The organism is Phocoenobacter uteri (assembly GCF_900454895.1).
Classification (GTDB): Bacteria; Pseudomonadota; Gammaproteobacteria; order Enterobacterales; family Pasteurellaceae; genus Phocoenobacter; species Phocoenobacter uteri.
Map to the genome: position 1 here is coordinate 980125 of NZ_UGTA01000001.1, position 16649 is coordinate 996773.

Below are 16649 nucleotides of genomic sequence, written 5' to 3' on the forward strand. Positions count from 1 at the left end.
CGATTAAGCAGTCTATCATCTTATACTAAACAAAAATAATTAACTATTTTTGAACTGTTTTCTTCGCTTTTGGTAAAACGATTTTTTTATCATCGCTCTCACGGTATAAAACTAAAATATGACCGATTGTTTGCACGTTTGTTGCCTTTGTTTCACGCACGATCGCATCAATAATCAATTTTTTCGTATCACGATCTGCTCCCGCGACTTTCACTTTAATAAGTTCATGATGGTTAAGTGCATTATCAATTTCTGCTAATACACCTTCTGTTAAACCATTTCCACCCAACATAACAACTGGGCTTAAATGATGAGCAAGACCTTTTAAATATTGCTTTTGCTTTGTAGTTAATACAACTGACATTATAAAAATTCCTTAATTGAATACATCTTTAAAAATTGCAGAGAAAATAGCATAAATTCCAAAAAAAACCAACTGAATGATCTTTATATTTAGCATTTATCCAATTTAATTACTTTAATTGCATTTTTATTTTTTAATCTCAATTCTAAAATTTTATCAAAAATTATTCGCAATTTATAACAATTCATTGTATAAAGTAGAAACAGAAATTTTTCTGTTCAAATTTAAAGATTAAAAAAATTATTTATTGGGGAAGCATTATGAAGAATAATACCTTTGGGAGTGCGTTAATTGTTGCGGGAACAACAATTGGTGCGGGAATGTTAGCAATGCCACTCACATCGGCTGAAATGGGATTTACTTATACTCTTATTTTACTTTTTTTACTATGGGGATTACTCTCTTATAGCGGTTTACTTTTTGTTGAAGTTTACCAAAAAGCTCCGCGTACCAATGCGGGTATTGCAACCTTAGCAGAGCAATATTTTGGTATGGCAGGCAGAGTACTTTCAACTATTGCATTAGTCGTATTTATGTATGCAATTATCGCTGCATACATTTCAGGTGGTGGCTCACTACTTTCTGGTTTGTTACCTTTTTTAGGCGATAACGCAACCTCTGTAGCAATTATTGTTTTCACAATTATATTGGGATTATTTGTTAGTATCGGCACAAAAAGTGTTGATTTATTAACTCGCATCTTATTCATTATCAAATTAGTCGCATTTTTCTTTGTTTTATTGATGATGTTGCCAAAAGTTACAACAGCTAATTTAGGAGCAATGCCATTAAAAGATTTTGTCATTATTTCTGCAAGCCCTGTATTTTTTACATCATTCGGTTTCCACGTTGTTATTCCAAGCTTAAATCGTTATTTAGAAGGGAATATCAAACGCTTGCGTGCTTCCATTTTAATTGGAACAGGTATTCCTTTAATCGCTTATATTTTGTGGCAAATGGCAACTCACGGCACATTAAGTCAAACTGAGTTTGTACATATTTTATCAGACGACCCAACATTAAATGGTTTAGTGAATGCAACCAAACATATCACAGGTAGTAGTTTCATCGGTGAAGCAGTACGAATTTTCTCAACATTAGCATTAGTCACGTCATTCTTAGGTGTAGCATTAAGTTTATTACACTGTTTAGATGATTTATTAAAACGTGTGAATATTACTGCAGGACAAACGGTATTGAGTTTATTAACTTTCATTCCACCGTTAATTTTTGCGTTATTCTATCCTGAAGGCTTCATTATGGCACTAGGTTACGCAGGTCAAATGTTTACTTTTTATGGCTTGATTTTACCGATTGGAATGGTGTGGAGAATGAGAAAATTATACCCTGAATTACCTTACCGTGTATTCGGTGGCAACATCACATTAGTATTCGCATTGATCTCAGGGCTTATCATAATGAGCGTACCAATGTTAATCCAAGCGGGATACTTACCAAAAGTCGTTGGATAAGCGGTCAAATTTTTTTCACTTTTTGCAAAATCCCTTTTATCTTTATAAAAGGGATTTTTTACTGGGGCTAAATAGGCTAAAATACGCCCTTAATTTACGAACTCCCCCTTATTTTCAAGGACAACTTTCAAGGAAACAACGTGTTACTTTCGGATTTTCATTTTGATTTACCCAACGAGTTAATTGCTCGTTACCCAACTAAACAACGCTCAGCTAGTCGCTTACTCTATGTTAATGGCGAAACAGGGCAATATCAAGATCAGCAATTTACGCATATTTTAGAGCATATCAATGAGGGCGATTTACTAATTTTTAATAATACTCGTGTTATCCCTGCTCGTTTATACGGTAAAAAATTAAGTGGTGGAAAATTAGAAGTACTTGTAGAGCGTGTGCTTGATGAACACCGCTGCCTTGCTCATATTCGTTGTTCAAAATCTCCAAAAGAAGGGGCAACAATTATTCTTGGTGAAGATAAGTTGGGCGAAGGAAACGGATTTAAAGCGACAATGGTTACTCGCCACGAAACCTTATTTGAACTTCGTTTTGAGGAACAACAACCATTATTTGAATTATTAGAACGTGCTGGACATATGCCGTTACCACCTTATATTGATCGCCCAGATGAAGATACCGATCAAGAGCGTTATCAAACAGTATATAGCAAAGAATTGGGCGCAGTCGCTGCCCCAACCGCAGGGTTACACTTTGATGATGAGATGCTACAAAAACTAGCGGAAAAAGGTGTACAAACTGCTTTTGTAACGCTCCACGTTGGAGCTGGTACGTTCCAACCTGTACGAGTAGAAACTATTGAAGATCACAAAATGCACGCTGAGTATGCCCAAGTAAGCCAAGAGGTGGTAGATAAAATCCTTGCAACAAAAGCAAATGGAAAACGTGTAATTGCGGTTGGAACAACCTCTGTTCGTTCTGTTGAAAGTGCTGCACAACAAGCAGAATTAGGCGAGCAACTTATTGCACCATTCTTCTCAGATACTTCAATTTTTATTTATCCAGGAAAGTCATTCCGAGTGATTGACGCATTGCTCACTAACTTCCACTTGCCTGAGTCAACCTTAATTATGCTTGTTTCCGCTTTTGCTGGTTACTCAAATTGTATGCAAGCCTATCAGCACGCTGTTGCTGAAAAGTACCGTTTTTTCAGTTATGGCGATGCGATGTTTATTGATAAAAATCCAAATGCACTTAACGATGTTCCGTCAAAATAGTAGGTAAAAAATGAATACACCGATAATTGATTTACAAATTGCCACAGAAGACGAGACGAATTTGCCAACGCTGGAACAATTTAGCTACTGGATGCAACAAGCACTCAGTATTGAAGCTCAAACAGCGGATTTTGCAGAAACGGAAATCACAATCCGTATTGTTGATGAAGTAGAAAGCCACGAATTAAATTTAACTTATCGTGGCAAAGATAAATCAACCAACGTGCTTTCGTTCCCTTTTGAAGTACCAGAAGGTGTACAATTACCTCTTCTTGGTGATTTAGTCATTTGTCGCCAAGTAGTTGAACAAGAAGCCAAAGAGCAACAAATCTCATTAGAATCTCACTGGGCACATTTAACGGTTCACGGTACGTTGCACCTTCTTGGTTATGATCATATAGTTGCTGAAGAAGCTGAAGAAATGGAAAGTTTAGAAGCTAAAATTATGCAAGCGATGGGATTTGACGATCCTTACTTATGTGAGAAATAACGATTCCAAAACAAAAAGCCGTTCTTACTAAAAGAAGAACAGCTTTTTAAATAGAAACAACAATTAGCGTTTAATAATTTCTACACTTACACGGCGGTTTGGCTGTAAGCACTCTTTTAATGCTTTACGAGAAATATCCGTTGAACAATGTTTAATTGGTTGGCTTTCACCCATTCCAATCGTGGTAATATTCATACCATTTACGCCTTTATTTTCTAAATAACGAGCAACACTTGCAACACGTTTCTCAGACAATTTTTGATTATACATTTCATTACCTAAGTAATCTGTATGTCCAATTAAACGTAATTTTGCTTTATTGCCAAACTGAGTAACATAAGTTGCAACTTCATCTAAACGTGGTTTGCCTTCTTCTTTAATATCTTTTAAAGAACCACGATCAAATGGGAATAATGCATCTGCGGCTAAATCAAATCGCTCAGTCAAACAATCTTTTGGTAACCAATAGAAGTTTTGAGCAACGTCATTTTCATCAAACAATACTTTGTATTGACAGATTTTCACACTACGATCAAGTTGACGGAATTTCATAATATAATTCCATTCGTGAGCACCGTGCATTTCAGAGAAATGTGGGCGTTCAATCATGTAGTATAAGTCTTTCTTAGTAACACCTGGACCAATATGATCAAGATTTTCTAAATTAGGAAAAATACCTTCTGGTTGTGTTGCATCCTTAATTTCTGGCCAATGTAAATCGTCATAATTAGGATTTTCCAATACACCGTCACGGTTGATATTATTTAACGTATTTGTACAAGCTGCAATAGAAAGTGTAACAGCAGATAGTGTAATAAGTTTTGATAATTTCATTTTAAACCTCTTTTACAAAAACTTTTTAGATTATAACTTACACAATAATAAAATTCTACCATTGATAACCGACACCCACACCTGCACTGAAATTCTTTTGTGTACCTTCTGATAATGAACCTTTAATGATCCATTTTCCATTATCTGAAATAGTTGATAACCCAATTGCTATCGCTTGTTGCCCTTGATAATGCCCAACCGCAGCACTGATCATACTTGCACCCGAATCATGAGGCTGAGGCAAATTAGCCGTTGCAATACCAGCAGCCACTCCCGCATTGGCATTATCTGCAACCTCATCTACCCTTGTAGATATCGTATTAAGTCCATCTTCTATTTTTGCGTTACTGCCATTGATCAATTTAGTTACCTCACCAGCATTCATCACTGAAGTTGGATCTTTGGGATCTGATTTTACTCCTCTGATTGTACCGTCTTGACCAAGTTGAATTCCACCCTTGCCTGTTTTATCCGCCCCAACGGTTAAACCATTATTCACATTGATATGATCTGCGTTTACTTTTTTAATGCTAATTACATCCGCTAAATCAAAACTTACATCATTATTATTCGTTGTTTTAGCAACTTTTAGGTTTCCATCTGTATTCTGAAAATTTACGGATTCCCCACGTTGTACCAAAGAAGCATCTTCGCCCTGTGCCGTGAGTGTAAAACCAGATTTATTCAACTCTTCTTCCACTTTTTTCGCTGTGATAAAACCTGCTGTTGCATTACTTGATGTACCGTTATTATTTTCACCAAAATTTGCCGATTCCAATGCAATAGTAATCTCATTTACATCATTTGCATTGCTATGCTTAATCTTAATACCATTTTCACCTTTAAAATTCACGGTATCATACGATTTAACAAAGTCTTTTTCTTCTCCTTCAACCTGTAAATTCCAGCCTGTATTTAAAACATCATTGACACTTGCCGCATTTTTACGATTAACATTTGTAGGAGCATTCTCTCTTTTACCTTCGCCATTACGCAAATTATTCGCAATATTCGTTAAGGTTTTTCCCCCTAAATCAAGAGCATTTGTTGATTGGTTACCTTGCGTTATTACATCGGATTGAGCCTGAGTAATCTCAACATCACCAATAAGTAAGCTATTTTTAATCTCTGCTTTATCAATCGAAATATCTTTTGCTAAATCATAGTTAACTTCCTGTCCAATGACTTTACCACTCTCAAGAATATCTTTATGAGAAATCACAAGATTGCTATCTGTATTTTTCATATCAACTCGATGACCTGATTTAATCAGTTTAGCATCCGCTCCATTAGTTGATAAATTAAAACCAGCATTATTGATTGCGTTAGCTACTTCTTGTGTTGTCACAAATCCGTTCAACTCAGGTTTTGCAACCACATTGCCTTTCAAATCTGTTTCCAGCTTCCCTTTCTGAATACCAATCTTAATATTTTGTTTACCTTCTTTGGCTTCATGAGTAACGGTAATAGCCCCCTCTCCTTCAAAATTAAGGGTATCATAAGCTGTAACAAAATCTTTTGCTTCACCTTCAACTTCTAAGTTCCAACCTGCACTCAGTATATCGTTCACTGTCGCCGAATCGTGACCGATCGCCGCTAAATCACCCTTTGGTTTAACACCCTGTTTAGTTGCTGAGGTAACAACATCTAGATGATCGTCTAATCCTGTAACTCTCTTAATATCAGTCAAAGTGTCAGCCAGTTTAATAGTTAACTTACCATCTTTTACTTCTGTTGAAAGATTATTATCTGCTCCGACAATATCAATCACCGAATCAACTTTCTTGACTAATTCATTGCCTTTAGAATCCTTTAAACCAAAAGTTTTTTCATTAGCGAATTTCTTGGCATCTGCAAGACCTTTCTCATAAGCCAATTTCAATTGCTCTTCTGTTGCGGCACGCTTGCTGTTATACACTACATTAGGATCAAACGCTGTATTATCTAGTCCTGTAATTTCGCCTGTTTTACTATTGATAACAATCGCATTATCGCCAGAATTAACATCGCCTATCGTGACCACTTTATTTAGATCCAATATGATTTCATTATCATCAACCCTTGTAACGATATTTGGATTCGACCCCACGCCTTTAAAATGAATGGTTTCTGTTAATTTAACATTATCTTCATTTCCATTATCCGCATTGATATTAAATCCAACATCAACACCCGCTAATGCCTGTTTAGTTGTATCACTCAGATCAATTGTAAATTTACCTGCTGTCGCATCTTCACTCACAGCCAACCCATTAGAACCAGCTTCAATATTCATACCATTTATCGTATAAATGTCAGGCGTTTTGTCCGTTCCTGTCGTTTTCACAACGCTTGCAATATGCTTGCCTTTTGCAACAACGGTTTTGCTTGAAGTAGCAACATCTTTTAATTGAGAAACATTCACCGCATCATGATCCGCCACACCATCGGCAACACCGGTAATTTTCAACTCACCTGCGTTAATACCACTCTTGGTAATAGAAGGTCCTTGATTACCACCAACAACTAAACCATTATTCGTTAAAGTGGTATCCGCCAACTGAAGACTACCTGATTCAGTTAAGTTTAGATTTTTTGCTAATTTTACATTTAATTTACCCGCTTCAGACACAACACCAATATTATTCTCTGTTAAATCCGATGTTTTACCACCAATAATTGCAAGCGTATGACCATGTTTCTTATTGATAAGATCGCCCGTATCCCCAGTAAAATTTAAGCCTGATTCAAGAACTGTTTTATTATTTGCAATATCTTCCGCATTTTTAACCGCTTTCGCTTGCACCACATCAATGTTACTTTGTAAGCTCTCTTTTGCTTCGGTTAACTGAGTCACATTAACCGCATCTGTTCCCTCTGTACCTTTTGCAACACCTTTAACTTGTTTATTACCAGCATTGATACCATTAGAATCAATAATAACCCCTTCAACGGTCACTTTATCAAATTCAACCTCTGGTGCTGTTGCAATTTCTAAGTTGCCACTTTTATTTGCTAAAACAATATTTTTACCTTGAACAAAATTCTGAGCATTATCATCCTGAGTCAATGTTTTTAACGGTTGTCCATTTACAGTGGTGTTAATACTTTGCAACGCACTCTCTGCTTTCACCAGACTCGCTTTAGATGTCGTACTTAAATCAACCACATAATCCGTTACATCACTTGTATTTGTTGTGGCTACGACTGTGACTGCATCAGAACCTGCGTGTGCCGTTGTATCTTTGGCATTAACAATATAAGTATCTGCCTCACCATTCTGACCCACGACCTTATCGACAGTAACATTTTTTCCTGAATCAACTACCGTTTTTGATACCTTAGCAACAGCTTTTAATTGAGAAAGATTAACTGCGTCAGTATCCTGTACACCATTACCCACATTGTGGATAACATTTCCACCCATATTGATATTTGCATTTGGTGAGATTGTTAACGCATTATTGATTGTTGCAGAATTGGTTGTAACGCCTTGCACAGTGATATTATCATTCAATTTAACTTGAATTTTATCATTGCCAGCAACCGTGCTGATATTACTATCACCATTCACAGCAACAATACTATCTAATTTTTCTAAATTAGTTTGTCCTGTATCACCTGTAAAAGTGAAACCTTTTGTATCAACTAATGCTTTAGCATCAACACCTTTTTGAATATTTGCTTTGGTTACATCAGTTAAATCAAGCGTAAATTCATCTGCTGTAGTAACATCATCATCTTCTGTGGCTACAACTTTAATTGCTCCACCAGTAACCGCTGTTACAACTGTATCTTCCGTTGCAATTTCAAACTGTTTTCCTGTTTGAGTAATAGCAACATTCGCACCATCATTAAATCCAACCGTCTCTCCAGATTTAACCAATTCATCCCCTGTTCCATTCGCTTGCACGTTAAAACCAGATTTATTGATCATATCCGCAATATTGCCCGCGGTCATAAAACGATCCACATTTATTGGTGTTGCAACTACACCATTTGCTGATGTTAACGTTTCAAATTTAGCACCAATAGTATGTGTTTTACTGCCATCGGCGTTGACTGTCGTTGCAATTTTTAACGGTTCTTCAACGGCTACTTTTGTTGTAGCTGAATCGGCTAAACGTTTAACATCACCAATATTTGCAGCATTGGTATCGACATCACCACCGCTTGCAAGAGCGGTAATACCCTGACCGTTCATATTGATACCTGTCGCGTTAGTAACAATACCACCAACTGTTGTCTGACCAAAGGCAACATTTTGAGCCGTTGATACTTTGATTGCCCCATTTTCTGGAGTCAAAACAATATTGTCACCAGTTGTAAAATTTGCAATATTTTTACCGGCTTCATTCGTTAACGTCGTTACCTCATTCCCATTGATTTGAGTAATAATTGATTGTAATGCACTATCCGCTTTCACTAAGCTTGCTTTTGATGCCGCACTTAAATCTATCGCATAATCTGTGATATTCGTTGTCGTATCTTTAATACCTTTAATAACACTCACTGCATCAGAACCAGACACACTCGAACCATCTGCATTTACAGTATAAACATCTTCCCCATTCACACCTTTAGTCGGTGTAGCTATCGAAACATTTGTTCCTTGTGCAACAACCGTTTTTGCTGTTTTTAATTGCTCAACATTTACTGCATCAGTGTTCTCTGTTCCCTTAGCTACACCCGTAATTTTTTGATTACCTGCATCAAGTCCTACCGCACTCACTTTTCCAGTGAAACTTGGTGAATCAGCAAGTTTAATAACTAACTCATTACCTGTTGAATCTACTCGCAGATTATTACTAGACGCCGCTGTAGCGTCAGCTAAATCACCTTTAATCGTCAGAGTCTGACCTAGCTTCTTATTGATCGCCGTGCCAGTATTCCCTGCAAAATTCAGTCCTTCTTCAACTTTTGCTTTATTGGTTGCAATACTATTCTTATTCGTTTGAATATCGCCTTCATTTTTTGTGACCTTATTATTTGTCTCGGTTAATTGAGCAAAGTTAACTGCATCCTCATTTGCTGTTCCTTTCGCAACATTAGTGATTTTCTTATTATTTGCATTAACACCCGACTCGTTGATCACAACACCTTTCACATTCACAGAATCAAAATTTACATTCTTCTGCGTTGATACTTTCAAACTCCCACGATCATTTTCCAAAACAATATTATCGCCTTGAGCAAAATTTTGCGTACCATCTGCTTGATTCAAGGTTTTTAACGGATCGCCATTCACTGTGGTTTGAATATTTTGTAAGCCAGAATCCGCTTTAGCTAAACGCGTTTTTGTTACCTCATTAAGCTTAACAATCACTTTATTTGTGCCTGTTTTCGCTTCTGTCTCTACGCCTTCAGCTCCTTCGATATCAAACACGATATTACTATTCAATGCCTGAGAATTTGTCGTACCTGTATCACCAATTAGCTGAATGGTATTATTACCTAAGGCTGTTATTACATTTGCATTATTTGTAATATCACCTTCATTTTTGACCGCTTTAGCCTTCACTGTATTTATACTATTTTGTAGTGACGTTTTCGCTGTTTCTAACTGAGAAACATTTACCGCATCTGTATCTGCGACACCATTAGCAACGCCTGTTACTACTTTTCCACCTGCATAGATACCCGCTTTAGTAATACTTGATCCACCTTGAGCCATCACAAGCCCATTATCATCAATGCTCGTGCTTCCAATAATCAAACGACCCGAATCACTTAAATCAACATTTTTCGCAAGCTTCACGACAAGCTGACCCGCTTCAGACACAACACCTATATTATTATTAGTCAGTTCGGATGATTTACCGCCAATAATATCTATTTTTGTCCCTAGTTTTTTAACAATTGTGTCGCCCGTATCACCAGCAAATTGAAGTTTAGCGTTTTTCAATGTTTCTTTATTTGTGTCAATGCCTTCCTGTATTTTAGGATCAAGCTTAACCATAAACACTTTTCCGCCATCCGTATTCGTTCCTTCTTCCGTAACAAGAATTCCTTTCCCTTGCGTCACAGTCGTATGTTTCTTACCTGTGGCAATATCATTTTTAATGGTTTCATCCAATCCAACGGTAAAAGTACGATCATCTTCAGAACCTGCTGAAGAGGGAGTCACAACAACTTCATTCTGCACACCAAATACTTGCTCTTTTGATTTCTTCTCAAAATCGGCAACAGCGGTTGTATCAATCTTATTTTTAGTGACTGCATTGTTTGTAATTTTATTTGTTGTAACCGCATTTTCTGCTAATTTAGCAGTTGTAATAGCTTCATTTTTGATCGACAGTACAATATCATCATCCACTAAATTAGGTTGAGACACCGTTAAATCTTGGCTAGAAATAGAATGAATGCTATTTCTATCTAATTTTGTTGCCAAATCTCTACTATTATTAGCAATAGCGGTCGTATTTGTTGTAATTTTTCCTGTATTTACATCAATCAAATCTTTATTTTCTTGATCGCCATCTGCGATTGCTTTATTAAGATTTGCTTTTGTTGTATTGATTAACGCGGTATTACCTGCAACACCTTGCTCATTCGCGGTTATCTTATTTTTAATTGAATCAGACAATCCCACAGAAAACTGACGATTCTCATCACCATCATTACCAGTTGCTGTTACAACTGTTTCATCATTAACTCCATTAACCACCTCTTTTGATTTTAGGTTTGTATCGATAGTGGCTACTTTGAGTTTTCCATCTACAACTTTTATGGTTTGATCATCAACTTCAACATCATATTTAATGCTACTTGTTGTACCATTACTTTCAACAATCGCTTTAGTTGCATTTCCATCAATGAAATTGACGATATCATTATCTCGAACCGTATCATCTTTTTCTGTTGTATTATTTTTTAAAACCCAGCCAGCATTATGTAATTGTGAACCATTGATCGCATCCGTTGACGTAGCCGAAATCTCACCATTCCCAACATTGGTGATTTTATCGCCTCCCACACTTAATCCCTTATTTGTGGTGGTTAACGTGGTGGTATTATTATCATTTTTTAAATCAAGACCTTTAAATTCAGGGGTTTCTGCAAGCTGAATTTGAACTTCGCCATTTGTCACAATTGTTTGAATATTTTTCGCTGAATATGTGCCTTGTGTCGCACTATCAGTATTACGAGTAAGAGCCGTTTGATTCGTAGCCGCACCAATAATGGCTAGCGACTCTCCTAATTTTCGTTGCGTGCCATCTTGGGCTACTGCCCCATTGTCTGCATCCGTATCTGAATTCTTATTACCTGTAAAGGTAATCGGTTTTTTGATTTTATCCTGTAATCCCTTTGCCACAGAATGTAATTGAGAGCCATTTATTGCGTCTGTTGAAGTCGCGGAAATTATACCTGGAGCAACATTGATAATTTGCCTTTCTTTGGTGTTTGAACCAACAGAAACCACGCCTGTTGCTGTACCTGAAAAACCATTATAGATTTCACCATTCACATCTCCTTCAGTAACCAAAGAATGTGCTCTATCCGTCGAGGCATTTCCTAAAACAACCGCATTATCTTGTGATGTTGTGACATTATGCCCAAGCACAAAAGTATTCGTATTCGCAACCGTATTACTCGCACCTAAAGCAATACTACTTGCACCACTCACCACTGCTTCGTCGCCTATTGCAATACCATTTTGTGCTTGAACTTTTGCATTGTGACCAATTGCAATACCACTTGTTGCATTCGTTGTTAACACTTTTGAATTGATACCCAACGCGACAGCATTTTGAGCTTCAGCTTTCGCACTATATCCTTGAGCAATTGAATCTTCACCTGTTGCTTTAGAACTAAAACCTATCGCAATAGATTCTTCTCCTGTCGCATTCGATTCAGTACCTAATGCAATCGTACCAATATTTTCTGCTCTTGCATCTTTACCGATTGCCATTGATTGTTGATGAGCTTTCGCTTGTGCTCTTTGACCAATTGCAATATTGGCATTTTTTAACGCTTGAGCATCAGAACCTATCGCTATTGCTTCTATTCCTTGAACCTCTTCTACTCCATTTTTAGGCGTGACTTCACCCGCTAAAGCATTTGCACCTATTGCTATGGATTTGGTTGCGTGTGCTATTGTGCTTTTACCAATTGCGATTGACTGACCACTCGATTGTTTCGTAATAATCTTTGTAAAATCATCAGGATTTGAATCTTCGTATGTTAATGATTTTCCCTCAGCTTTTGCATCAGCACCTAATGCAATGCTTGATTCAGCAGAAACATTAGATGATTTACCAATTGCAATACTTTCACTTAAGGTAGCTGTTGAATTAACTCCAACGGTAACGGCAAAATTGCCCACAGCGCCTGCTTTTTCCTTTATAAGACCGAGATTTTTTGTTGCATCTCCAGCTGCTTGCGTTGTTGTACCATCATTCACATGAACATAAATTAAACCGTCACCGATTTTATCTTCCATTTTCGACATACGACCTTGATGTCGACCTGCCAGTGTAGCTAATTGTGAACCATTGATAGCATCTGTTGATGTAGGAGAAACCTCACCTGCTGCAACATTTTTAAGCTGTCTCTCATAGCCTTTAGAACCAAAAGAAACATAATCACCTGCCGATAATCGTTTACCCGCTCCTCCCGCATCTCGTTGATATACATAAGTCGTAAACTCATTTGGGATCGCATTGCCATCTTTATCTAATGCCTGTACTTTTGCAAAATCATATGATTTTGCTTCACCATCTGTTAAAGAACCCGCACCAATAGCCACCGTATTAGTCTGCGTTGCTTTTGCTCCAGCACCTAATGCCAATGCAAAAGTCGCTGTTTCTGCAACATTAGCCCCTGTTCCAAATGCAGTTGAAAGTGTACCTTTCGCTTGTGATTTCACACCAATAGTCACCGCACCTGCTCCAGTTTGTGTGACGGGATATCGAGGATTCTGCATATTATCCCCCGTTAATTCCTCGTACACCGCTTTAACAGTCATATTTTTATCAACATTCTGCGTCGTTTCCGTACCATCTTGATGAATTGTGATCACCTTATTTTTATAACGCATTGTTTCACTTGCTACTTTATCGGTATCATCACCTCCAATTGCAATAGAAGAGTTACCCGTCGCAAGAGCATCATTACCAATGGTAACAGACTGATCCCCAATCTTAGCACCAGCAGGCAATCGTTTTCTTAATGCTCCAGAAATATTACCATTGTTATCTGTTGCATTACCTATAACAACTATTTGGCTGTATCCACCAGAAACCAAATTTTCGTTTACCGTTGCCATTACTTGTGCATTTATGGCAAAAACACTCATCAATGCCACACTCAATTTTGCCAACCTGAATTTCACCACATTTTGACGACTTACATTTGTATTGATAGCTGATCTTGATTTTATTTTTATTTTTGTTTTTGTTTTTGTTAATTCAGATACCGCAACAAATGTTTGCGTAGCACAACACCAAATAATTTTATAGACTTTATTCATAATTTCTCTCTGTAAAAATAAACATACGTACCAAACTAAGTTTCCTACTTAAAAGCACGTACAATTATTAAACAGGGTAACATTGATGTTATTGCATTACAAGTTGCTTTTGTTAAAGAGAGGTTTATTGTTAAGGCAATTTGATGTAATTACCACAAATTTTACAAAAAACCAACAATCATAAGGCTAAGAAAATACGCTTTTAAAAAACGTAAATTTTAAAGAAAATATACCCGCTTCAAACAAGCGGGTATTGCAAAAAATAGGCTATGAAGAAAGAAACTCATACAAACCTAATAAAAATTCAAGCACACCAAAGAAAGCAATAACAGTACCAATAATTGCAATCTTACGGTTGAATTGATTATCTTGCTCTTGCTTCTTATCTCTATCTAACTGCTCTTTTTGTGTTTTTTGCCAATCTAAAATGTAGTGGATATCATCAATCTTTTGAATCAATTCACTATTTATTTGAACAATATTTAAAGACGCTTTAATATTCGACCATGTTTCAACTAAACTCGTATTTTTATGTTTTACAGGAAGTAAAAAGAAAAAACGTGCATTAAATTCTGTCGCACGTTTATATAAAGACGTTAATTGTTTAATATCATTATTCTTATTAGCAATTTGAGAAGCATAAGCCAATTTATTGCTCAGGGATTCCATAACGTTAAGATAAGCATAGGCAAGAGCCATCAATAAAATACGATATTCAAATTGATATTGCTGCCCCTCAAGACAAGTAATAAAAGACAACCCTTTTCCATCAACGTGTTCACTGTGCGAACTCTTATGTTGGTAATCATCACTCTTGATCGCTCGGCTCAATCGAATCCCCAAAGAGGCGTATGAAATTTCCATATCCGTAACCTGATTCGATTCTGCGTTAACAAAAGCTAACCTTGTTATCTCTTTTCTATTCTGCCGATTTCTAATCTTTTGTGCATAGGTTTCTCGCCATTGATTTTCCTGTATATTATCCAATAAAGGTAATTCCATAAATTCTGCACAAAATATTTGTTGTTCTGGACTATTTTTAAAGAAAACTAACCACCATTTTTGAGTTTCTCTCTCTTTAAAAAACTCACAATCTAACGCAGACTGAAAAAAATTGATATTACTTTCATTCTTCTCTTGATTACAATTTTTGCCTATTCTCAAATGTAATAAACCACTTGAGGGCAACATATCCTCTTGATAAATTCTAACCAATGTATTATTCATTTTACCTCCACGCACATTCTAATAGTACGAATTTTTAGAAGCATATAAAAAAGGCTTAACAGATATTCTCTATTAAGCCTAGTGTTAAACTAAAAATTACACATCATAAGTGGTTGAAGCAACATCACCACCACGACCTGTCCAATTTGTATGGAAGAACTCGCCACGTGCTTTGTCAGTACGCTCATAAGTGTGAGCCCCAAAATAGTCACGTTGTGCTTGTAGTAAGTTAGCAGGTAAACGTGCTGATGTATAACCGTCTAAGAACGTAATCGCAGATGTCATACAAGGCATTGGGATACCTGTTTCGATAGATTTCGCCACTACTTTACGCCAGTCTGCTTGGCTGTTTTCTAAAATATCTTTGAAATATTTATCAGAACCTAAGAAAATTAAGTCAGGATTTGCTTCATAAGCGTCACGGATATTACCTAAGAATGCACTGCGAATGATACAACCTTCACGCCATAATAATGCGGTGTTACCGTAGTTGATGTTCCAACCAAATTCTTCTGACGCTTGACGAATTAACATAAAGCCTTGTGCGTAAGAGATGATTTTTGACGCTAATAGTGCTTTACGAACCGCTTCAATCCACTGTGCTTTGTCGCCCTCAACTTTACCAACAGTTTTGTTGAATAATTTTGATGCTTCAACACGTTGTTCTTTGAATGAAGATACGCAACGAGCGAATACAGATTCAGTGATTAAGGTTAAAGGAATACCAAAGTCTAATGCGTTGATACCTGTCCATTTACCTGTTCCTTTTTGACCCGCAGTATCAAGGATTTTATCGACTAAACGGCTACCGTCTTCATCTTTATAGCCTAAGATTTCTGCTGTAATATCAATCAAATAACTATCTAATTCTGTTTTACGCCACTCGTTGAATGTTGCTTCTAATTCATCATCAGATAAGCCTACGCCTTCTTTTAAGAATTGGTATGCTTCACAGATTAACTGCATATCGCCATATTCAATACCGTTATGAACCATTTTCACAAAGTGACCAGCACCGTCTTGACCAACCCAGTCACAACAAGGCTCGCCTTCTGGCGTTTTTGCTGAAATCGCTTGTAAAACTGGTTTAACAAATGGCCAAGCCTCTTCGTGACCACCTGGCATAATTGAAGGTCCAAATCTTGCCCCTTCTTCACCACCAGAAACACCTGTTCCGATAAAACGAATGCCTTTTTCACGAAGTGCCACTACACGACGGTTTGTGTCAGGGTAATTTGAGTTACCGCCATCAATGATGATATCGCCTTCGTCTAAGTATGGTACTAAGCTATCGATAAATTTATCGACCACTTCACCCGCACGCACCATTAACATAATACGGCGTGGTTTTTCTAATTTATCCGCTAAATCTTGTAAAGAATACGCACCGATAATATTCGTACCTTTCGCTTCATTATTTAGGAAATCATCAACTTTTGAAGTAGTACGGTTATACGCTACCACTTTAAAACCGTGATCGTTCATATTTAAAATTAGGTTTTGTCCCATTACGGCTAAGCCAATAACACCGATATCGCCTTTCATTTTTGCTCCTCGTTTTGTTTTTTAATTTAAAATT

Annotated in this window: 8 protein-coding genes; 3 read left to right on the forward strand and 5 right to left on the reverse strand. The window is 36.9% G+C overall.

What is annotated here, in order from left to right:
* Positions 1-43 precede the first annotated feature (43 nt).
* Positions 44-364 carry a ribosome assembly RNA-binding protein YhbY gene (yhbY, locus tag DYE60_RS04310; protein WP_115315408.1) on the reverse strand — a complete coding sequence of 107 codons (321 nt, stop codon included), beginning with the start codon at positions 362-364 and terminating at the stop codon, positions 44-46.
* Between the two features lie 260 nt (positions 365-624).
* Here yhbY and DYE60_RS04315 point away from each other — a divergent pair, with 260 nt between their 5' ends.
* The 3 genes from DYE60_RS04315 (at position 625) to ybeY (ending at position 3558) form a co-directional block, all read left to right on the forward strand.
* Positions 625-1836: an aromatic amino acid transporter gene (locus DYE60_RS04315; protein WP_115315409.1), complete on the forward strand. Its 1212-nt coding sequence runs from the start codon at positions 625-627 to the stop codon at positions 1834-1836.
* 140 nt (positions 1837-1976) lie between these two features.
* Positions 1977-3068, forward strand: a complete 1092-nt coding sequence (gene queA / locus DYE60_RS04320) for a tRNA preQ1(34) S-adenosylmethionine ribosyltransferase-isomerase QueA (RefSeq protein ID WP_115315410.1) — start codon at positions 1977-1979, stop codon at positions 3066-3068.
* Between the two features lie 10 nt (positions 3069-3078).
* Positions 3079-3558 (forward strand): rRNA maturation RNase YbeY, encoded by a 480-nt coding sequence (gene ybeY, locus DYE60_RS04325; protein ID WP_115315411.1) that lies wholly within the window; start codon positions 3079-3081, stop codon positions 3556-3558.
* A gap of 63 nt (positions 3559-3621) precedes the next feature.
* Here the strand turns inward: ybeY and DYE60_RS04330 are convergent, their stop codons facing one another.
* From DYE60_RS04330 to gnd, 4 genes are all read right to left on the reverse strand, one after another.
* Entirely contained in the window at positions 3622-4392 is a 771-nt protein-coding gene (locus DYE60_RS04330; protein WP_115315412.1) for an OmpA family protein, read from the reverse strand.
* 55 nt (positions 4393-4447) lie between these two features.
* The gene (locus tag DYE60_RS04335) at positions 4448-13843 is read right to left on the reverse strand and encodes a YadA-like family protein (protein ID WP_115315413.1); all 9396 of its coding nucleotides are present in this window, start codon (positions 13841-13843) and stop codon (positions 4448-4450) included.
* A 267-nt stretch (positions 13844-14110) separates the two neighbouring features.
* Positions 14111-15070 carry a hypothetical protein gene (locus DYE60_RS04340; RefSeq protein WP_115315414.1) on the reverse strand — a complete coding sequence of 320 codons (960 nt, stop codon included), beginning with the start codon at positions 15068-15070 and terminating at the stop codon, positions 14111-14113.
* A gap of 96 nt (positions 15071-15166) precedes the next feature.
* Positions 15167-16615 carry a decarboxylating NADP(+)-dependent phosphogluconate dehydrogenase gene (gene gnd / locus DYE60_RS04345; RefSeq protein WP_115315415.1) on the reverse strand — a complete coding sequence of 483 codons (1449 nt, stop codon included), beginning with the start codon at positions 16613-16615 and terminating at the stop codon, positions 15167-15169.
* Between the last annotated feature and the right edge of the window lie 34 nt (positions 16616-16649).